18 protein-coding genes are annotated in these 20010 nt (G+C 47.5%); 10 read left to right on the top strand and 8 right to left on the bottom strand.

Annotated features, from left to right (window positions below; all coding sequences use genetic code 11):
• Positions 1-319: 319 nt before the first annotated feature.
• Positions 320-2449, bottom strand: a complete 2130-nt coding sequence (locus tag PP175_RS10015; protein WP_272442608.1) for a DNA topoisomerase III — start codon at positions 2447-2449, stop codon at positions 320-322.
• Between the two features lie 7 nt (positions 2450-2456).
• A complete protein-coding gene (locus PP175_RS10010; protein WP_272442607.1) occupies positions 2457-3254 on the bottom strand; it encodes a helical backbone metal receptor in 798 nt (265 codons plus the stop codon).
• Between the two features lie 234 nt (positions 3255-3488).
• On the opposite strand from PP175_RS10010, the gene PP175_RS10005 reads away from it, so the two are divergent.
• The 3 genes from PP175_RS10005 to PP175_RS09995 all read left to right on the top strand — a co-directional run bounded on the left by PP175_RS10005 (position 3489) and on the right by PP175_RS09995 (position 5994).
• Positions 3489-4304 (top strand): Cof-type HAD-IIB family hydrolase, encoded by an 816-nt coding sequence (locus PP175_RS10005; RefSeq protein ID WP_272442606.1) that lies wholly within the window; start codon positions 3489-3491, stop codon positions 4302-4304.
• Between the two features lie 275 nt (positions 4305-4579).
• The gene (locus tag PP175_RS10000) at positions 4580-5230 is read left to right on the top strand and encodes a flagellar brake protein (protein WP_272442605.1); all 651 of its coding nucleotides are present in this window, start codon (positions 4580-4582) and stop codon (positions 5228-5230) included.
• Positions 5231-5595: 365 nt separating this feature from the next.
• Entirely contained in the window at positions 5596-5994 is a 399-nt protein-coding gene (locus PP175_RS09995; RefSeq protein ID WP_272442604.1) for a gamma-glutamylcyclotransferase family protein, read from the top strand.
• 248 nt (positions 5995-6242) lie between these two features.
• Here PP175_RS09995 and PP175_RS09990 read toward each other — a convergent pair whose 3' ends face one another.
• Together PP175_RS09990 and gnd are read right to left on the bottom strand one after the other, a co-directional pair.
• Positions 6243-8282 carry a molybdopterin-containing oxidoreductase family protein gene (locus PP175_RS09990; RefSeq protein ID WP_272442602.1) on the bottom strand — a complete coding sequence of 680 codons (2040 nt, stop codon included), beginning with the start codon at positions 8280-8282 and terminating at the stop codon, positions 6243-6245.
• A 117-nt stretch (positions 8283-8399) separates the two neighbouring features.
• Positions 8400-9296 (bottom strand): phosphogluconate dehydrogenase (NAD(+)-dependent, decarboxylating), encoded by an 897-nt coding sequence (gene gnd, locus PP175_RS09985; RefSeq protein WP_272442601.1) that lies wholly within the window; start codon positions 9294-9296, stop codon positions 8400-8402.
• 225 nt (positions 9297-9521) lie between these two features.
• On the opposite strand from gnd, the gene PP175_RS09980 reads away from it, so the two are divergent.
• From PP175_RS09980 to PP175_RS09955, 6 genes are all read left to right on the top strand, one after another.
• A complete protein-coding gene (locus PP175_RS09980) occupies positions 9522-9962 on the top strand; it encodes an RrF2 family transcriptional regulator (RefSeq protein WP_272442600.1) in 441 nt (146 codons plus the stop codon).
• On the top strand, positions 9955-10158 hold the full coding sequence (locus PP175_RS09975; protein WP_272442599.1) for a YezD family protein: 204 nt from the start codon (positions 9955-9957) through the stop codon (positions 10156-10158). The genes PP175_RS09980 and PP175_RS09975 overlap by 8 nt, the downstream gene beginning before the upstream one ends.
• A gap of 135 nt (positions 10159-10293) precedes the next feature.
• Complete coding sequence (locus PP175_RS09970; RefSeq protein ID WP_272442598.1) at positions 10294-11343, top strand: sulfate ABC transporter substrate-binding protein; 1050 nt, start codon at positions 10294-10296, stop codon at positions 11341-11343.
• Entirely contained in the window at positions 11321-12163 is an 843-nt protein-coding gene (gene cysT / locus PP175_RS09965; RefSeq protein WP_272442597.1) for a sulfate ABC transporter permease subunit CysT, read from the top strand. Before PP175_RS09970 ends, cysT begins: the two co-directional genes overlap by 23 nt.
• Before the next feature lie 13 nt (positions 12164-12176).
• Positions 12177-13070 (top strand): sulfate ABC transporter permease subunit CysW, encoded by an 894-nt coding sequence (gene cysW, locus PP175_RS09960; protein ID WP_272442596.1) that lies wholly within the window; start codon positions 12177-12179, stop codon positions 13068-13070.
• Complete coding sequence (locus PP175_RS09955) at positions 13051-14211, top strand: sulfate/molybdate ABC transporter ATP-binding protein (RefSeq protein WP_272443234.1); 1161 nt, start codon at positions 13051-13053, stop codon at positions 14209-14211. Before cysW ends, PP175_RS09955 begins: the two co-directional genes overlap by 20 nt.
• A gap of 39 nt (positions 14212-14250) precedes the next feature.
• On the opposite strand, the gene serC is transcribed toward PP175_RS09955, so the two are convergent.
• Together serC and cysK are read right to left on the bottom strand one after the other, a co-directional pair.
• Positions 14251-15348: a 3-phosphoserine/phosphohydroxythreonine transaminase gene (gene serC / locus PP175_RS09950; RefSeq protein ID WP_272442595.1), complete on the bottom strand. Its 1098-nt coding sequence runs from the start codon at positions 15346-15348 to the stop codon at positions 14251-14253.
• A 297-nt stretch (positions 15349-15645) separates the two neighbouring features.
• The gene (gene cysK / locus PP175_RS09945; protein WP_272442594.1) at positions 15646-16569 is read right to left on the bottom strand and encodes a cysteine synthase A; all 924 of its coding nucleotides are present in this window, start codon (positions 16567-16569) and stop codon (positions 15646-15648) included.
• A gap of 140 nt (positions 16570-16709) precedes the next feature.
• Between cysK and PP175_RS09940 the strand changes: the two genes are divergently transcribed.
• Positions 16710-17813 carry a deoxyribonuclease IV gene (locus PP175_RS09940; RefSeq protein ID WP_272442593.1) on the top strand — a complete coding sequence of 368 codons (1104 nt, stop codon included), beginning with the start codon at positions 16710-16712 and terminating at the stop codon, positions 17811-17813.
• 22 nt (positions 17814-17835) lie between these two features.
• Here the strand turns inward: PP175_RS09940 and PP175_RS09935 are convergent, their stop codons facing one another.
• A complete protein-coding gene (locus tag PP175_RS09935) occupies positions 17836-19344 on the bottom strand; it encodes a polysaccharide biosynthesis protein (RefSeq protein WP_272442592.1) in 1509 nt (502 codons plus the stop codon).
• 119 nt (positions 19345-19463) lie between these two features.
• On the bottom strand, positions 19464-19976 hold the full coding sequence (gene lepB / locus PP175_RS09930; RefSeq protein ID WP_272442591.1) for a signal peptidase I: 513 nt from the start codon (positions 19974-19976) through the stop codon (positions 19464-19466).
• Between the last annotated feature and the right edge of the window lie 34 nt (positions 19977-20010).

Here is a 20010-nt window from a genome sequence, read left to right as displayed (position 1 = left end):
GAAAAACATCGCGGGCCATGCCGCTCTCTCCTTTCGGCCTGGGGGAAAAAAGGTGCGAACATGCGCCTCACGATATTTTTCTTGGGTGTTTCGGGACCGGAGGTCCCATTTAAAAAATCGCTCAAGGCACTTCAACACTGTGAAGCACATAAGCTTTCCATATCTACAAAGAGAAAGGGACCTATCGGTCCCAGTAGAAATAACCTTAATACTTTAAAACGAAATAACTTCTTATACGATAAAAAGTCCACGCAGCATGCTCCCTGTAGCGCATGCTGCGGGCTGTGGTTGAACTGAGGGCTAAAATAATCAACCAGCCTTAATCGTTTTGTTTTTCTAGAGCAGCTTTTAGCAAATCGCCCAGGCTTGATGTAAACCCTTCATTGCTGCTGTACTTCTTGACAAGCTCTCGCTCCTGACGCTTGTTAATTTTGCTGCCTCCGCTCTTGTCTTCCAGCATTTCAATCACAGAACAAGATTTGCACTGGAAGTACTTGCCGGCCTTTCCGGTGCGAATTTCCATTTTCTTATGGCATTGCGGACACCGGTGATTGGAGAGCTGTTTTTCTGCGGTGCGTTTGTAGCCACATGATCGGTCAGGACAAATCAGCATTTTTCCTCGTTTGCCTTTAAATTCCTGCAGGTACTGGCCGCAGTCCGGGCATCGTGAACCGGTGACGTTATGCGGTTTATACTCGGTCTCACTTGTCTTAATTGTCTTTACCATCTCAATCGTCTGTTGCCGGATTCCCTTAATAAACTCGCCGCTGTTTCCCCGGCCGCGGGCAATGGATTCCAGCTCTTTTTCCCACTTTGCCGTAAGCTCAGGGGAACGTAGCTCGCCTGCAACCAGGTCCATCAGCTGAAGCCCTTTTTTCGTCGGGAAAAGCCGGCCTCCCTGGCGTTCAATCGTATCGCTCTGCAAGAGCTTCTCAATTATGTCCGCCCGTGTTGCAGGTGTCCCAAGGTTGTTCTTTTCCATCTGCGTGAGAAGCATAGCTTCCGAATACCGCTGCGGCGGCTTCGTCAGCTGGCTGCGCTGGCCGCAAGATTTCGCATGGACAGCCGCCCCTGTTTTAACATCAGGCAGCTCCTGATCTTCCGGTTCGTCCCCGTCTTCTTCCATACTGTCTGCATGGCCGCCACCGTAAACGGCTTTCCATCCGCTATCGCGCACCGTTTTGCCCTGTGCGGTGAACGTTTCTCCCGCTACTTCAACGGTAATCGTCTTGGCATCGTATTTGTATACCGGATAAAAAAGAGCGATAAACCTTCTTACAATCAGGTCATACAGCTTTCGTTCATCGTTTGAGAGCGCCCCAAGGTCAACCCGCTCCTCTGTCGGTATAATGGCGTGGTGATCGGTCACTTTGCTGTCATCCACGATTCTTTTGGTGATTGGCAGCTCCTTTTTTAGGAGGGGGCGAATCAGAGAAGCATACGGGCCGACCGCCGTGATGTCGAGCCGCGCCTTCAGAGTAGGCACCATATCCGTTGTTAAATGCCGGGAATCGGTACGCGGATACGTGACAAGCTTGTGCTGCTCATACAGCCGCTGCAGGACGTTTGAAGTTTGCTTGGCTGAAAAACCATAACGCCTGTTGGCATCCCGCTGCAGTTCAGTCAAATCATAGGCGAGCGGCTGCGGTTCTATTTTCTCGCGTACTTTAATATCTGCAATGTGCGCTTGCGCACCCTCTACCTTTCGCTGAATGGATTCAGCTTTTTGGCGGTCAAACAGGCGTGCCTCATTCGTACCCGCATCCCGCCAGGAAGCAGTAAACGTACCGAAGTCAGCCTGCAGTGTCCAATATTCGACCGGCTTAAAGTTTTTAATTTCATTTTCACGCTGTACCATCATAGCCAGGGTCGGGGTTTGAACACGCCCGGCGGCGAGCTGCGCATTAAATTTGCTCGTCAGTGCGCGGGTCACATTAAGACCGATTAGCCAGTCGGCCTCAGCGCGGCATACAGCCGAATCATACAGCGCATTATAATTTTTGCCGGGTTTTAACTGGGCAAACCCTTCTTTAATCGCTTTATCCGTCTGGGAGGAGATCCAGAGGCGTTTAAAAGGTTTCTTCCAGTTGATGAGTTCCATAATCCAGCGGGCAACCAGCTCCCCCTCCCGCCCTGCGTCTGTCGCGATGATCAACTCGGATAAATCGTTTCGCTTCGCGAGGTACTGTACAGCCTTAAACTGGTGGGACGTTTCTTTTAATATTTTCAGCTTCATGTGTTCAGGAAGTATTGGCAGATCTTCCAGGTTCCACGTTTTATACTTTGGATGATAATCTTCCGGTTCCGCAAGCGTCACCAAGTGCCCCAGCGCCCAGGTTACGACATATTTGGGACCCTCGATATACGCTTTGTTTTTTTGGGTGCAGCCGAGCACGCGGGCAATCTCCCGCGCAACACTTGGCTTCTCTGCTAATACTAATGATTTCATCTGTATGTTATAAACTCCTTATGGTTTTCATTAACTTGTTAAAATAATCGGCAGCTTCTTTCATGTGTGATCCATACCAGGAAAACATCTCGCCATCCACGAGCATCGTTTTCATACCAGGCAGGCGTTGGGCGAATTCTGCCTGATGCTTTTCACCAAACGGAAAAGGCTCAGATGATAGCAAAATGATGTCCGGTTTCTCTTTGGCAAAATCCTCATACGTTACGGTCGGGTAACGGCTATTGTAACCAGCAAACACATTCACAAACCCGCAGCGCTGCATCATTGAATGGATAAAAGTGTTTTGACCAGCTGCCATGTACGGTTTACGCCAGATGAGGTAAGCCGCTCGCAAGCCTTCAAACCCGCTAATTGAGGTGAACCGTAGCTCGGTGTCGCGCACCATTTGTTCGGACTGGCTGATGCATCCGGTAAGCTGCCCCAACTCCCTAATCATGCCAAGTGCATCTGCGTAGTTTTCTACATTTGAGACAAACACAGGATAGTGCTGCGCAAGCTCTTCCACCAGTTCCTTTGGATTCTCTTCTTTCTCCGCAATAATTAAGCCGGGTTCGAGCTTATCCATTTCTTCCATTGAAATCTGTTTCGTGCCTCCCACGATCGTGGCCTGCTCAATTCGTCCGGCTGGATGAATGCAATACCGCGTTCGCCCCACGACTCGATCACCTAAACCGAGCGCATAGAGCGTTTCAGTAATCGATGGACACAAGGATACAATCCGCTGTGGAGGGTATAAGACACTCACACTGCGTCCAAGGCTATCTCTAAATGTTTTCCGTTCCATATGGTTCACCGCCCTGATTAATGGAAGTCTGCTTCCTTTATCATACCATAATCCAGATCCCAGAGTGTTAGAACGATTCTGAGGCAGGAGAGCCGACGCCAGCGATGGTGCTGCTGCGATTTTTGGAAAAAAGTATGGTATGATGGTTACAAAACTTGGGGTTGCAGTTGATTTTTCTCGTCCAATCAGCCCTATTAGGAGTATGACGATAAGATTATTCACAAGGAGACGCTTATGTATAAAATGATTGCGATTGATTTAGATGATACGCTTCTGAACGACGACCTGATGATATCACCCGGTACGGTTAAAGCCATTCAGGAAGCGGTAAAACAAGGTGTGGTTGTGACGATTGCGACTGGCCGGATGTTCCCGGCTGCCCGCCCGTTTGCCAGGCAGCTCGGCCTCAATGTACCTTTAATTACATACCAGGGAGCCCTGATAAAAGATATGGAAGAAAAACATGTGATGTATGAACGTCTTGTCTCTCCCGATATTTCACGGCGGCTCATTGAGATTGCCAGAGAAAAAAATCTCCATATCCAGGTTTATCAGGATGATATTCTATACACACCGTCAGAAAATGACCGCATCCGTGAATATGTCACCATATCCAAAGTTCCTTATACAGTTGAACCGAATCTTGAGCGCCTCGCAGACAGAGGGTTTACCAAAGTACTATTCTTTGAGGATCCTGATTATTTGGAAACCCTGCAGGGGGAATTGACGAAGGAGTTTGGTGCACGCGCACATGTTACGAAGTCTAAAGCTTACTTCCTCGAAATTATGCACCCAGAAGCTAATAAAGGACTTGCTCTCCTCCACCTGGCCAAACAGCTTAATATCTCACAGTCTGAGATCATCGGAATTGGCGACAGTTACAATGATCTCGATTTACTAAACTGTGCCGGTTTAGGTATCGCGATGGGAAACGCCGTAGATGAAGTGAAGGAAAAAGCCGACTATGTATCCCTGACCAACAACAACGAGGGCGTTCGGCATGTCATTCAAAAGTTCATCCTGCAAGCAGGTTCCCCTGCTTCCAAGTAACCTTACATTCACACAACGCTAATAGAAAGCAGGCCTCCAGCGCCAGATCGGAGCCTGCTTTTTTTGTTCAACAGGCTTTATAGGTTTCGTATTTATATGGAATAAAGAGCAGAAGAAAATTTCCACATCTCATAGTAAGAAAATTAAAATAAGTAGGTTTTTATGTTATAATCAGTACAAAAAATTAGTAGTTCTAATGTATTAGAGCTATTCTGCCTATAGTGAGGCATACTGCTCAAACGGAAACATATATAATTTGTGAGGTGAACCAGCAGGTGGATGCTTTAAACGGAAAAGCGATTTATCTGAAAGAAGCCCCTTTTAATTTAGAGGAGGATGGAGAGTTAATATCACGTTTTCTAAGTAACTGGGATGATAATCATTGGTTTATAGAACTCCCCTATAACCCGCTCAATGGAAAAAGTATATATGTAGACAAACCCAGAGTGGTTCGCGTCATTTTTTATGATAATCAACAAGTGAAGAATTACTTTGACACCGTATTGGAACGCGTGTATAACAAACCATTTGTGCTGCGCCTGCATAAAGTTGAGAAAAACAAAATCATGCGGGTACAGCGCAGAAAATATTTTAGAATTGAAGATCAAAAACAGCTTCTTCTGCTGCAGTTTAATAAACACACTCTCAGTGAAAGAACCGAAACGAATGATATCAGCGGCGGTGGCCTTTCATTTACGGTAAAAGAAAATTTTGACGCCCATATTGGTGATAAAATTACTGGCTTTTTGTTTCTGAACGAGAACCGGAATATTATCTTCCACTCCAAGGTCATCCGCATTCTGTTAAACGGCAATCAAACAAAAAATATCGCGGTGGAATTTACAGAGATCGCAGAATCCGAAAGACAATCCATTATCGAACATTGTTATAATTTGCAAAACAAGAAAAAATCAAAAAACAAATAGTGAGGCAATTGCCAGCAGCAGCGGCTTGAGTAGACTATGTTTTGTTTACAAGCGATACATTCAGTCAGCACCCTGTTGTGCAGGATATCCCGATTACTAGGTTGCATTGTGGGGTGCTGAATTTTACCAGCCGTAGACTGTCATGGGTCACATATACTTGGATGAAAGTCCCAATAAAGATTATGGCTAGTAAAACATACACACGCAAAGTCCTACACCCCTCGTCATTTTATCTATACATTTGACCATTTTTTCCCTTTTCCTTTTATATTTGTAAAATGCATTGTAAGATGGTAATAGTACTTAAATACAGTGGTAGTGCATTTATCCGGGCTATTCTAAAAACAGGAAGGTGAAATGATACCATGTATGTATTTGTGTATGGAACCATGCGAATGGGTGAAGCGAATTATTATTATTGTAATTCAGCTGTTTTAATAGAAGAGAATGCATGGGTAAAAGGTGCCTTATTTGATACGGGAAATGATTATGCCGTTATGACCTATGGGAAGGAAATTGTTCGTGGTGAACTGTATTTAATGGACGAGCAGCAGTTCCAGGTTTGTGTGAAACTTGCAGAACAATATAACAAACGAACCCCTTTGCACCAGTACAAACATCAACTTATCACCGTATTTACTCGTGTTGGCGAAGTTGAAGCCATTACCTTAATATATGACACCGCAGCTGGCTTTCAAAAAGTCCCGAATGGCGATTGGATAGCCTATCAGAGAAGCAAAAGCAACGTTAACAATGTCAAATAGTCTCTCATCGATCCCCGCCCTTGATGTATCTTACAAAAAATCTTTGCTTAGTCCACTTTCCCCACTACAATGGAAGCTGCAAAAAACTTTCGCTAAAGTAGAAGGCTCCTGGCATACGATTACCTATCGTTGTTATCCATAATAAAAAGCAGCTCCCCGGGTATCAAGGTTCCCTTTGAAAGCTGCTTTTTATGGTGCATGGGATTTAACACCTGCAATTGGACCTGGGCCCAAGTTCACTTCAACAGTTACACCGGAGTAACAGCCACACGACCTGAAAAGAATGTGGCTCCGCCCCCCATATCAGCAAGCCTATCTGGAGTCAGGGAGTTTACCAGCTGTTTTGTGCCCGGCACATCTGACCAGAGACCCTGAGTTACCACCACACCTGGCAATACGTCATCGCCAACCGAGGCTGTAAGCACACATTCCCCGCGATCATTCCATATCCGCACCTGTATGCCGTCCTCAATTCCGAATTTACCTGCATCTTCTCTGCTGATTGAAAGCCGCGGCATTTTTTCCATGGACGCATGCTTCTGATTATTAGAGAAAGTTGAGTTTAAAAAGTTATGATTAGGAGCAGCTATAAATATAAGCGGATAATTCCCTTCTTCTTTCAGAGGTGTGAAGGCGGGTAGCGGGTCATATCCTCTACGCTTCATTTGTTGAGAATACAATTCAATTTTGCCGCTAGGGGTCGATAGCCTGCCCGGAAATAGTGGCTTGACGTCAGCCTTTACATACTGCTTCTCTACCAGTTCCTCAAAGGTAATATTTTGTATATAGGGATTGCGGGGATTGTCCAGCGCCTGACGGATCATGTCTTCCTCCGTGTCTTTAAACGCTTCGTCTTCGAAACCCATCGCATCCGCTAGCCGGCGGAAGACTTCCACATTGGGCAGGCTTTCACCATAACGCTCGACAACTGGCTGCTGAATCTGGATAAAATGATGCCAGTACGAGGAATAAAAGTCCGTATTTTCAAAAGAAGAAGTCGCAGGCAGTACGATATCTGCATAGCGGGCTGTTTCCGTCAAGAAAAGGTCATGTACCACCGTGAACAAATCTTCACGCTTGAGCCCTGAACGCACGCGGTTGCCGTCAGGAGCCACCACTGCCGGATTGCTATTGTACACGTACAACGAATATACAGGTGGAGCCGTATCCAACAGGGCATCGCCCAGCCGGTTCATGTTGATTTGGCGGGTTCTTTTATTTGCCAGGAGATCCGGTCGCTGCAAAGCGTACTCATTATGGGATAAAAAGCCGCTGTTGCCCTTAATCGCACCGCCGCCCCTGTGCATCCACTGCCCTGTTAAAGCCGGCAGACAGGAAATCGTGCGGATGGCCATCCCTCCATTATCGTGGTGCTGAAGCCCATTCCCAATGCGGATAAATGAAGGGGTTGTCTCGCCGTAGAGTGTCGCCAATTTTTCGATGTTGGCCACTGACACGCCGGTTATTACAGAAACCGTCGCGGGGTCATACTGCGCGACATGCGCCCGTAATTCTTCATGGCCCACGGTGTATGCCTGGAGAAATTCTTCGTCTACCTTTTTATCTCTAAATAACACATGCATAATCCCAAGTGCAAGCGCTGCGTCAGTTCCCGGCCTAAGAGGAATAAACCAATCAGCCCAGCGTCCTGTACGGTTTTTATGCACATCGATGACCACAAGCTTTGCCCCATTCTTGCGGGCCTTTTCTGCGATGGCGACCTGGTGCATGTTCGTGCTGACGGCATTAATGCCCCACATAATAAAAAGCTTGCTATGAAGGGTATCTTCGGGATCGATCCCAAAGCTGCCACCCATCGTATAGCCATAGCCAGCCGTTCCCGCAGACTGGCAGATGGCCCGCTCCAGGCGGCTTGCACCCAACCGGTTGAAGAAGCGCCGATCCATGCCTTCTGTTCCAATGTTGCCCATATTGCCGTAAAAACTGTATGGGAGAATCGACTCCGGTCCGTGTTCGGCTATAAGAGCCTTCCAGGTGGAGGAAATGGTATCGATGGCTTCTTCCCATGTTATCCGCGCAAACCTGGCTTCCCCTTTCGCACCCACACGCTTCATGGGATACTTCAGACGGTTCGGGTCATTAATGCGCTCAGGCATATTTCGCACTTTGTTGCAGATGGCCCCCTGTGTTACCGGGTGGCCAGGATCCCCTTCAACTTTTACAATTTTTCCGTCTTTTTTATGGATTAACAGACCACACTGGTCCGGGCAATCTAATGGGCAGACGGATGGGAATATTCCGTTAGCCTCTTCTGTATAAGATCTCATACTCCTGCTTCTCCTCCCTGCTCATCCTCGCGAATCCTCTCTTTATTCGTCCATTATAGCACACCATAGAGCACAAAAAACCTGCCGTTAATGGACAGGTTCAGATGAGTTTTCCGTTTATTTTTTGACGGTGGCGTGGCCGCCAAACTCATTTCGAAGAGCCGCAACCACCTTTCCATGGAACGTATCATCTTCGAGGGAACGGAAACGCATAAATTGAGACATCGCGATAACCGGTATGCTGGCTTTGAAATCGAGGGCTGCGTCAATTGTCCAGATCCCTTCACCGGATGAGTGCATAACTCCGCGAATATCTTCCAATTTCGGCTGTTTCGCGAAAGCACTTTCCATAAGTTCCATCAACCAGCTGCGGATGACAGATCCATTGTTCCAGACTCGCGCAACCGCCTCATAGTCGTAAGTAAAATCACTCTTATCGAGAATTTCAAACCCTTCACCAATCGCCTGCATCATGCCGTATTCAATGCCGTTATGGACCATTTTCAGGAAGTGTCCGCTGCCTGCCTTTCCTGTCTTCATAAATCCATTTTCCACTGAAATGCTTTCAAATAGCGGTGCAATAATTTCCACTGCTTCTGGATCCCCGCCAACCATCGTACATACCCCGTGGCGGGCCCCTTCCATGCCGCCGCTTGTTCCGCAGTCTGCAAGGTAAATGCCCTGCGCTCTTAATTCTTCATAGCGGCGAAGCGTATCTTTATACATCGAATTGCCTGCATCTATTATGATATCGCCTTTATCCACCAGGCCAGCTAACTCCGAAATCACACTGCCTGTTATCTCGCCGGCAGGAACCAGGAGAATAATCACGCGAGGCTTCTCCAGGCTCTCTACAAGTACAGAGAGGGTGTCCACACCTTCAGCACCCTGGTGCGCAAGCTTCTCTACAGTGGAATGATCACGATCAAATGCTACAACTTCATGTCCCTTATCCAGCATGTTCAAACATAAATTATAGCCCATCTTGCCAAGTCCAACCAATCCAACTTTCATTATGTAACACTCCTTTTTCGTTTATTATGGCCTTGTTTTATTCCAAAAAATAAAGCTTTTGCAAAGACGTCATGGCCGGCAGTTTGTCCCGCTTTAGGGTATGTATAAGCAACCATTTTTAAACGCAGAAAACGCGGAACCATCTATGCTGCCTAGGCATAGGCTAAGGGTGTAGTTCAATGTCGACTGTGCTGCTCATCTTTATCAAGATTGGAGGGAATCAGGTTGAAGATATCTTCAAAAGGTGAATATGCCTTGCGGGCATTGATTGTGCTTGGCCAGAACCGACAGCATGTGGTTTCCATTGGAGAAATCGCAGAGCGGACGGCCGTGCCCGTAAATTATCTTGAGCAGATTCTGCTCCAGTTAAAAAATCACGGATTCGTAAAAAGTAAGCGGGGCGTATACGGCGGCTACACACTTAGCGTTCCGCCGGAAAACATTTTCATCGGCGAAGTGGTTAGAAAGCTTGAGGGCCCGCTGGCCCCAATGGGGTGTGTTAGCGTAAGCTCCTATGAACCATGCCTGCTTGAAAACGGCTGTAAGCTTAAACCGCTCTGGTCCCTGATTAGGGATACGATAGCATGCGTGCTTGATTCTATAACATTGGACGATGTCATAAAAGGGAATATCAAGTCCGTTATAGGGGGAATGAGTCTTGCTTAAAAATTTAAGCCAGGAAAAAATAGATTATATTCTCCAGGCGCTTGAGGCGATAGAGTACGGCTCCATTCTCATTGTTGTCCATGATTCACAGATCATCCAGGTGGAACGAACCGAGAAAAAACGCTTTTCCACCGAGCCGCCGACTCCGAAAAATAGGCGCAGCCAGGCTTCCACCAAAAAAAAGCTGTTTATATAATAATTAGTAATGCGAAGCCGATCAGACGACTGAAGGCTCTTTACCTTACCGGGAAATCCTCATCCAACCTGGTATTTGGTATGGAGCCTTTTATTTTGTCCTTCTATCTGGAATATATCAAAGGGGGAGATTGATATGAACTATAAACGTGTATCTCTACTTGCCATGATAACCTTCCTGCTGGCATCGCTTGTCGGCTGCTCATCCGGCAAACCATCTGCAGCAAGCGCAGGTAACCCAGGAGCCGATGGCGCTGTGCAGTTGTTAAATGTTTCATATGACCCCACAAGGGAACTGTATGATGCCTATAATAAATCCTTTGCAGACTATTGGAAGAACAAAACCGGCCAGCAGGTCACCATCAAACAATCTCACGGGGGCTCCGGGAAGCAGGCCCGTGCAGTTATTGATGGTTTACAGGCCGACGTTGTTACGCTGGCGCTCGCATATGATATTGATTCCATTGCCCAGAAAGGGCTTCTAAACCCTTCTTGGCAGCAGCGGTATCCTTCAAACAGCTCGCCTTACACTTCTACCATTGTCTTTATGGTCAGGAAAGGAAATCCGAAAGGTATAAAGGATTGGAATGATCTCATTAAACCAGGGGTATCTGTCATTACGCCGAACCCGAAAACTTCAGGAGGTGCCCGCTGGAATTATCTCGCTGCCTGGGGATACGCTTTAAAACACAGCAACAACGATGAGGGTAAGGCCAAGGAATTCATGGCCAAACTTTTCAATAACGTACCGGTGCTCGACACAGGGGCAAGAGGCTCTACAACCACCTTTACAGAGCGCGGAATTGGTGATGTCCTTCTATCATGGGAAAGTGATGCCCTGCTTGCCGTGAATAAGCTCGGAAAAGGCCAATTTGAAATTGTCTACCCGCCGGAAAGCATTCTAGCCGAACCCCCTGTGGCGGTGGTTGATAAGGTCGTGGATAAACATGGCAAACGAAAAGTAGCGGCGGCCTACCTGCAGTATATGTATTCCAGAGAAGGCCAGGAAATTGCCGCGCAAAATTACTATAGACCACTGGATCCATCTATTGCAGCAAAATATAAACAGCAGTTTCCCAAAATGAATCTGTTTACCGTCAGCCAGTTGTTTGGCAGCTGGGCGAGCGCACAAAAGAAACACTTCGATGACGGAGGCACCTTTGATGAAATCTACAAGCCGCAGTAAACCGTTTCGCGTGCTGCCTGGTTTCAACCTTACACTCGGCTACACCCTGTTGTATCTAACGGTGCTGGTCCTTCTGCCGCTATCGATTCTCTTTATAAAATCGGCAGCAATGAGCCCGGACAAATTCCTGGCTGCCGCTGCATCCCCCAGGGTGATGCATGCGTATTACATCAGCTTTGGCACATCGCTGGCTGCAGGGTTAATCAATATGGTATTCGGCCTGCTCGTGGCCTGGGTTCTCGTTCGCTACCGTTTTCCGGGCAAAAAAATAATTGACGGACTTGTGGATCTCCCCTTTGCGCTGCCCACCGCAGTTGCCGGGATTGCCTTAACGGCGATTTATTCAGATAAAGGGTGGATCGGAGGGATTCTGGCCTCAGTTGGAATTAAGGCTGCTTTTAATCCCCTCGGGATCATTATCGCACTCACTTTTATTGGGCTGCCCTTTGTCGTTCGGACCGTACAGCCCGTTCTGGAAGATATGGACGCACAAATGGAGGAGGCTGCCCATTCTCTGGGAGCCACTCCCCTCCAAACTTTTCGGCGAGTGATCCTCCCCGGACTGTTTCCAGCATTGTTATCCGGCTTCGCGCTCGCATTTGCCCGCGCGCTGGGTGAATACGGCTCTGTTGTCTTTATTTCAGGCAACATGCCGATGAAAACAGAAATCGCTCCACTGTTAATTATGACGAAACTGGAACAGTTCGATTATGCAGGCGCAACGGCCATTGCCTGCGTGATGCTTGTGGTCTCGTTCCTTCTCCTGTTCCTGATAAATATGATTCAGTGGCGCACCGGCATTAAACAGCACAAAGCATAGGAGGTGCATCCATATGGAGGCTTGGGCCGAACAAAAACCGTCATCCCCCAAAAAAAAGAAAGGCAGGATAAGTGTGCTAGGCATTCTGTTAACCGTTCTGGCACTCGTTTTCCTTACTGTCTTTCTCCTGCTGCCGCTTCTGTCCATTTTCTTTCAGGCTTTTGCGGAAGGTTTTAACGCCTTTCTTTCTGCCGTTTCGGATGAAGATGCCCTATCAGCCATCCGGCTTACGCTATTGATTGCAGGAATTACCGTTCCACTCAATCTAATATTTGGGGTTATTGCTGCGTGGCTCGTGACAAAATTTGAGTTCAGGGGAAAAAATCTTCTTTTAACGTTAATCGATGTTCCGTTTGCTATTTCTCCTGTCATATCCGGTTTGATTTTCGTTCTGCTGTTTGGGGCACAAGGTTTTTTTGCCAACTGGCTGGATGCCCACAACATCACCATCATCTTTGCCCTTCCCGGCATGGTTCTGACCACGTTATTTGTAACGGTGCCTTTTGTGGCACGCGAGCTGATTCCGACCATGCAGGCCTTAGGCAAAGAAGAGGAAGAAGCCGCCCGTTCACTGGGTGCACGCGGCTGGCAGATTTTTTTCCGGGTGACCCTTCCCAATATTAAATGGGGTCTTCTATATGGAGTCATTCTTTGCAATGCACGGGCGATGGGAGAATTCGGTGCGGTATCCGTGGTATCTGGCCATATTCGCGGGTTAACCAATACGATGCCGCTGCACGTTGAAATTCTTTATAACGAGTACAACTTTACTGCCGCATTTGCTGTGGCTTCCTTACTCGCGTTGCTTGCCCTGTTAACGCTTGTGATAAAAAGCCTGGTTGAATGGAAAGCCAGCAAAGATTTATCCGTGACAAGGAGTGATGATGTTGAACATCGAGCTGCTTAACCTATCGAAAAACTTTCACAGCCTTCAAGCGCTGCAGCAAATACAATTTGATATTAAAAAAGGGGAATTAATCGCCCTGATTGGCCCATCAGGCTCGGGAAAAACGACACTGCTGCGCATTTTGGGAGGCATGGAACAACCGGACGAAGGACAGCTTTTATTTGATGGAGCTGACCCGTTTATGAGCCAACAGCACAAACCTAATGTAGGCTTTGTTTTCCAGCATTACGCGCTGTTCAAACACATGAACGTCTTTGAAAATATTGCGTTCGGCCTGCGGGTCCGCCCGCGCAAACAAAGGCCCTCCAAGAAAGAAATTCGCGCCAAGGTAGAAGAACTGCTCCACATTGTAGAGATGTCGGGGCTGGAAAAGCGATACCCCTCACAGCTATCTGGCGGCCAGCGGCAGCGAGTGGCGCTGGCCAGAGCCCTTGCCATTGACCCGGGTATCCTGCTGCTTGATGAGCCATTCGGGGCACTTGATGCGCAGGTTCGGCAGAATTTACGGCGCTGGCTGCGGGAACTGCACGACAGACTGCAAATCACAACGGTGTTTGTCACCCATGACCAGGAGGAAGCGTTAGAGGTTGCGGACCGGGTTGTGATTCTAAACAAGGGCAAAATTGAACAAATCGGCACGCCTGAAGAGGTGTACAGCCAGCCAGCCAATCCTTTTGTCTACAGCTTCCTTGGCAGAGTGAATCAAATCGAGGGGGAAGTAGCCAACGGTTATATTCATGTTGGACCTGTTACGATTAAAGCAGAAAGTACAGCTGCCGCACACTGCGGACCTGCAGTCGGATTTGTCCGGCCACACGAAATTCTCATCAGCCGGCAGCCGAAAGAATCAGGTCTGTTGAGTGCCTTCATCCACCATATCCAGCATGTGGGAGACACAGTTCGCATTGAACTAAAAAGGCACGATAACGATGAGGCATTGGAGGCTGAGATCAGCACCGAACAGCAGCGGTTTACCCAGTACCGCATCGGTGAAGCCGTTAGCCTAACCCTGCAAAATCTCCGCTTCTTTATGCGGGATAACGGGAATGAAAAAAGCGGATTTAAGGAGATAAAAATTCTGTCGGACAAAAAAAAGCCAGCCTTTGATGACCTAAAAGAACCGATACAGGCTACAATATAAAGAAAAAGGGCTCCTATTCGGAGGGAGCCCTTTTTCTGTCTAGCCGTTGTTTTTCTGGAAGTTGCGCATGAATTCAGCGAGCGCTTTGCATGTTTCATAAGGCACTGCGTTATATGCGGAAGCGCGGCATCCGCCAACGGAACGGTGTCCGTTTAGCCCAACAAATCCGGCGTTTTTCGCTTCACCGAGAAACTTCTGTTCAAGTTCTTTGTTCTGAAGTGTAAAGGTGATGTTCATCAAAGAACGGCTGTCAGGCTCAGCGTGGCCTTTGTAGAAGCCCTGGCTTCCATCAATGGCTTCATAAATAACGCCCGCTTTATCCCGGTTCATTTTTTCTAGCGCAGCAAGTCCGCCTTGCTGTTTCGCCCATTTCATCACAAGCCCGAGCATATAGATGCCGAATGTTGGCGGGGTATTGTAAAGGGAATTGTTTTTACTATGTGTATCATAGCGAAGCATAGTCGGCACGTTATCAGATGCCTGCTCCAGCACATCCGGGCGCAGAATGGCAACCGTTACCCCGGATGGTCCGAGATTTTTTTGCGCGCCGGCATAAATCAGGGCAAACTTGCTCGCATCAAACGAGTGGGAGAGAATATCACTTGACATATCCGCGATAAGCGGAATATCCCCGGTATCCGGAAATTCAGACCACTGTGTGCCAAAAATGGTGTTGTTTGACGTAATGTGCAGATATGCTGAATCTTTCTCTATGGACAACTCTTCTATAGAAGGAATACGGTTATAATTGGTATCTTTTGTGGAAGCCGCCTCGTATGTATCTCCGATTAATTTGGCTTCTTTTTGTGCCTTCTCGGACCACGATCCAGTGATCACATATCCTGCCTTCTTTCCCGCAGGCAGAAAATTCATCGGAACCATCGCAAACTGTGTGCTCGCACCGCCCTGCAGGAACAAAACATGGTAATCTTCCGGTATGTTAAGCAATTCCTTTATAAGTGTAATCGCTTCATTGTGTACCTTGTCATACGCGGCGCTGCGGTGGCTGAGTTCCATAACGGACATTCCGGTACCCTGAAAATCGACCAGTTCCTTTTGGGCCTGTTCCAGGACGGACAGAGGTAGCGCTGAAGGACCCGCATTAAAATTATAAGCACGTTTTATTTGCTGAATCATGCTTTTCTCACACTCCTTATCTTTTTCAAAACAAAAACGTTGTAACTATCCTACATCTAAATCAACGAAATGAAAAGACAGGTTTTCAAAATTTATCAAAAAAAGCAGGAAAACGTGTATCTTTTTTTGGCAAACCGATAAAATTGGCCTAAAAAAAGAGAAAAGACGAACATTCCTTTTCTCTTTGCTGTCATTGTTTATAAATTTCACTAAAGAAGACTTGACCATCGCCAAGCCGCAGGCACAGGCGATTCCCTTAGTTGTTCTTATGTAGCTAATAAAGTTATACTTTGTTAGCTACTGAAAAATATTCATGCTCAAGTACCGTTCTCCTGAGTCTGCCGTAATGGCTAGGACCTTCTTTCCCCGTCCCAGCCGTTTTGCTTCCTGCAGTGCCGCATAGACAGCGCCGCCTGATGAAGGACCGACCAGAATCCCCTCCTTGGCAGCTAGATCCCGCATCGTCTGCAGGGCATCTTCGTCCTCACACTGAATGATTTCGTCGTATACCTGTTGATTTAAGATGGGTGGAATAAATCCGGGGCTTGTGCCTACCAGTTTATGCGGACCTGGTTTTCCGCCTGACAGGACCGGCGAGCCTGCTGGCTCTACTACGAGCACCCGAAGATTCGGCAGCCTATCTTTGAGTACTTCGCCTGTTCCGGTAATCGTTCCGCCCGTCCCTGCCGTGGCAACAAATGCATCGAGCTTTCCGTCCATCTGCTGAAGAATTTCAAGGGCGGTTGTACGGCGGTGGATGTCCGAATTACTTTCGTTTTCAAACTGCATGGGGATATAGCTTCCCGGAATTTCGGCAGCAAGCTCTTCCGCTTTGTGAATGGATCCGGGCATTTTTTCATCTGCGGGTGTCAGAACAACATCGGCACCGTATGCTTTCAGAATGCTGATCCGCTCTTTTGTCATATTATCCGGCATAACCAGAATGCACCGGTACCCACGCGCCGCTGCATTCATTGCAAGCCCGATACCTGTATTTCCGCTGGTTGGCTCAATAATAGTTGAACCCCGGCGAAGCTTTCCCTCTTTCTCAGCTTCCACAATCATGTTATAAGCAGCCCGATCCTTAACACTGCCGCTCGGGTTGAATTTTTCTAACTTTATATAGACCTCTGCATCTTCCGGTCCGGGAAGTCTGTTCAGTTTAACAATCGGTGTTTCCCCGATTAGTTCATAAATATTATTTGCAACTTTTGCTTTCATAGCGGTCACCTCGACATCCTTTCCTTTAATCCGAGTATAGCACCTAGTTTTATGGTTTACCACCTGAGAGCCGCCTGCGTATATCGGTTCATGCTTTCGCTCATTTTCTGATACAATAAATCCGAGGAGTGATTAGTGAGATGAAAATAGGATCGCATGTCTCTTTTTCGAAAAAGGGACTATTAAACGCAGTTCAAGAAGCGGTGAGCTATGGCTCCACTTCTTTTATGATTTATACCGGCGCCCCGCAAAATACCCGGCGCAAACCAATGGAACAGCAGTATGTAGAAGAAGGGCTCAAGGTTATGCGTGAGCACGGCATTGACGATATTGTTGTGCACGCCCCTTATATTATTAATCTGGCTTCTTTTAAGAATCATACCTTCGAACTTGCGGTATCCTTTCTGCGCCAGGAAATCGAACGGGCTGAATTCATCGGGGTTAAAAATATTGTGCTCCATCCTGGCGCTTTTACCGAGAAGGACGCTGAATATGGGATCAACCGGATTGCCGAAGGGCTCAATGAAGTGCTCCATTCCGGACAAAAGACAAACATCGCCTTGGAGACGATGGCCGGCAAGGGTTCAGAGATGGGCCGCACGTTTGAGGAGCTTGCCTCTATTATTGAAAAAGTGGAGCTCAATGAGAAGCTAACGGTTTGTTTTGACACCTGCCACACGCATGATGCGGGCTACGATGTCGTCTACGACTTTGATGGGGTCATGGAGCAGTTTGACCGGGTTGTCGGGCTTGACCGGCTGGCAGTTTTCCACATCAACGACAGCAAAAATTTTCGCGGTGCCGCCAAGGACAGGCATGCGCCTGTAGGCTCCGGACTGATTGGCTTTGATGCCATTAACTACATTGTACATCACGAGGCCGCCAGGGATAAACCGGTTATCCTTGAGACACCCTGGATCGGCAAAAACAAAGAAGACCAGTCCCCGATGTATGAAGTGGAAATCGCGCTTCTCCGCGGGAATCTGGAAGAAAGATTCACCACTAATTTTCTCGGTGATGTAGAACAGTTGAATGCCTACTTCGCCAAACAGGGCATTGACCGCAAAGAATTTGTGCAGCTGGTCTGGCAGAAGCTGCTAGACAAGAAGTTTAAAAAAGAAGATCCCCGCGAACCGCTGGAACGTCTTTATGACATGGTGGTTCACGATGAAGTGCTGCCGGATGAATCGGAAGAAGGTATCAATAAGCGGATTACAGCCTGGCTGTCCGGTACCATTAAGTAACCCAGGGATAGGAGATTTTCTCCTATCCTTCTTTTGTAGACCAGAATCTCAGGAAAATATAAGCTCCAAGCAGAATAGAACACAAACCGATTTCCACCGCCCATTCAGCGTACATACTGGCATGGACGACAACCGGGATTGTACTGGCCAGAAAAAGGCAAATAACAGCAAAAACCATCAGAAAAAACGGTTCTTTCACAAAGAAACCCAGCGGAAAAATGGCTCTGTGCTCTTTTAAGATACAGTGAATATTCCAGAGGGCGGCGACCAGATCAACAGACAGGGTTGCAATCGAAATGCCAGAAATGCCAAAGCCGGGAATGCATACTAGAAAATAGGCCAGTACAATCGAGCAAATGGTTCCTGCGAGCAGCCCCACAATCGTCTCTTTTTTTCTATCGATAGCCCACAGCAGCGTTGTGGTAAGCTCACGAACTCCCGCAAACAGTGTGCCAAGACATAACCATCGAATGGCGCTTGCGGCGGTACTCGTTCCGTATATAAGAAGGGATAGCTTATCCGCATAGTAAAAGAAAACAAAAGCAGAGGCCCAGCCCCAGAGCCAAACGGCCTTCAAAGCATGTCTGGACTGCAGCCTAAATCGCGTCTCCTTCTTTTGCTTGTAATCCAGCGTTATTTTAGAGGATAGGATATGCGATAATGCGGCAGAGAAAATGGTGGGAATATAGACGAGCGAGACCGCCATGCCCGAAACAATGCCAAACACCGAAGTGGCCTGCGCAACGGTTAACCCCCCATCCTGAAGCCTGTGCGGGATTATCAGTGCATCGAAAAAATCGGAGACAGGGACAATCAGCCTCGTCAAAAGAAAAGCAGTAGAAGCATACAGAAGTGCAAACAAGCCGGTTTTTGCAGCCTGCCCTTCCCCTGCCCACTGTTTTTCTTGGTTTGTTTTTCGAGCGTAGATCCCAAGAAGGACCACTAAATATACGAGCGCTGCCACCGCTCCGGCAAAAGCACCCAGCATCGCCCCACCGACCGCAGCAGCGGTCCCCTTATGAATTAAGAGAAACACCAGGACAAGCATTGCGATTACGCGAAAAATCTGTTCAATGATTTCAGACAGCGCAATTTGCTCGTACTTTTCTATGCCTTGCAGAACCCCGCGCACAAGCATAAGCAGCGGTACCACCAGAACGGCGGGAGCCAAGCAGCGGATGGCCACCGCCAGCCGCCGATCACCCAGCAGGCTTGCCAGATAGGGAGCCGCATACGATGTCCCCCATCCGAAAATGAAACCCAGTATGACAACGAGAAAAGCCGCTGTTTTAAAAAGAGCCAGCCCGTGTTGTCGGTTACGGGCTGTACTAAGAGAGAGCGCCATGGGAATGCCGCCGGTTGCAACTGTGAGAATCAGTCCGTACACGGCATAAGCCATCTGGTACAAGCCTACCCCTTCTGGTCCCAGCATCCGAAAAAGCGGAATCCGCGCAAGGGCGCCAATCGATTTAACAAGAAAGATGGCCCCTGTCCGGAAAGCCAGCTGCTTAACAATTATCGGCATCTTCATTGCGTCACGTTCCTCACTTTTGGTTGTCCCGTAATACAACGTTATGAGGAAAATAGGCTGTCTATGTCCGTAAGTTGTTTTTTAGCATTGAAAAAAGGACACTATCGAGTGCCCTTTGTCTAGAAAGTCCGCATATCGGAAAATGGGAAGAAGGTGGCTTCAACCTTACCTGAAATTTTACTTTTATCTACAAAAGGTGTGGGCCACAGATGTGAATCATAGCTGTCGTTGCGATTATCTCCTAAGAAGAAAAACTTGCCTTTTGGAACGGTTACTGGTCCGTATTCATAGTTCATCGGTTCTTTAATGTAGGGTTCCTTTATCAGCTGTCCATTCCGGTATAAAGCGTGGTCTTTAATTTGGATAACATCGCCGCCTTTTCCGATAAGCCGCTTCACATAGCGTTCATTCTCCGCCCCTGGAACAGGCGGATAAAACACAACAACGTCACCATAGTTGTAGTTGTCTGGATTTGACATTTTGTTTACTACTAGACGATCTTCTAAGTGAATAGTGGGCAGCATGGAGCCGGTTGGAACCTTTACCGCTTCAGCCACATACGTTCTAAACCCCGTGCTCAAAATAAAAGCCGTGACAAGTATCATACTCCATTCTTTAAAAAACTTACGCATTCATTTCCTTCCCTTCAACGTGTATTCACTTGTA

It is taken from the genome of Aneurinibacillus sp. Ricciae_BoGa-3 (assembly GCF_028421645.1).
Classification (GTDB): Bacteria; Bacillota; Bacilli; order Aneurinibacillales; family Aneurinibacillaceae; genus Aneurinibacillus_B.
This window is presented reverse-complemented; position numbering and strand designations above follow the sequence as displayed.

Excerpts from the sequence above, each read along its gene's own strand:
- PP175_RS09990 (WP_272442602.1), bottom strand. The coding sequence starts at position 8,282 with ATGAGATCTTATACAGAAGAGGCTAACGGAATATTCCCATCCGTCTGC.
- PP175_RS09995 (WP_272442604.1), top strand. The coding sequence starts at position 5,596 with ATGTATGTATTTGTGTATGGAACCATGCGAATGGGTGAAGCGAATTAT.
- lepB (WP_272442591.1), bottom strand. The coding sequence starts at position 19,976 with ATGCGTAAGTTTTTTAAAGAATGGAGTATGATACTTGTCACGGCTTTT.
- cysT (WP_272442597.1), top strand. The coding sequence starts at position 11,321 with ATGAAATCTACAAGCCGCAGTAAACCGTTTCGCGTGCTGCCTGGTTTC.
- cysW (WP_272442596.1), top strand. The coding sequence starts at position 12,177 with ATGGAGGCTTGGGCCGAACAAAAACCGTCATCCCCCAAAAAAAAGAAA.
- PP175_RS09935 (WP_272442592.1), bottom strand. The coding sequence starts at position 19,344 with ATGAAGATGCCGATAATTGTTAAGCAGCTGGCTTTCCGGACAGGGGCC.
- PP175_RS10005 (WP_272442606.1), top strand. The coding sequence starts at position 3,489 with ATGTATAAAATGATTGCGATTGATTTAGATGATACGCTTCTGAACGAC.
- gnd (WP_272442601.1), bottom strand. The coding sequence starts at position 9,296 with ATGAAAGTTGGATTGGTTGGACTTGGCAAGATGGGCTATAATTTATGT.
- PP175_RS09970 (WP_272442598.1), top strand. The coding sequence starts at position 10,294 with ATGAACTATAAACGTGTATCTCTACTTGCCATGATAACCTTCCTGCTG.
- PP175_RS10015 (WP_272442608.1), bottom strand. The coding sequence starts at position 2,449 with ATGAAATCATTAGTATTAGCAGAGAAGCCAAGTGTTGCGCGGGAGATT.
- PP175_RS10010 (WP_272442607.1), bottom strand. The coding sequence starts at position 3,254 with ATGGAACGGAAAACATTTAGAGATAGCCTTGGACGCAGTGTGAGTGTC.
- serC (WP_272442595.1), bottom strand. The coding sequence starts at position 15,348 with ATGATTCAGCAAATAAAACGTGCTTATAATTTTAATGCGGGTCCTTCA.
- PP175_RS09940 (WP_272442593.1), top strand. The coding sequence starts at position 16,710 with ATGAAAATAGGATCGCATGTCTCTTTTTCGAAAAAGGGACTATTAAAC.
- cysK (WP_272442594.1), bottom strand. The coding sequence starts at position 16,569 with ATGAAAGCAAAAGTTGCAAATAATATTTATGAACTAATCGGGGAAACA.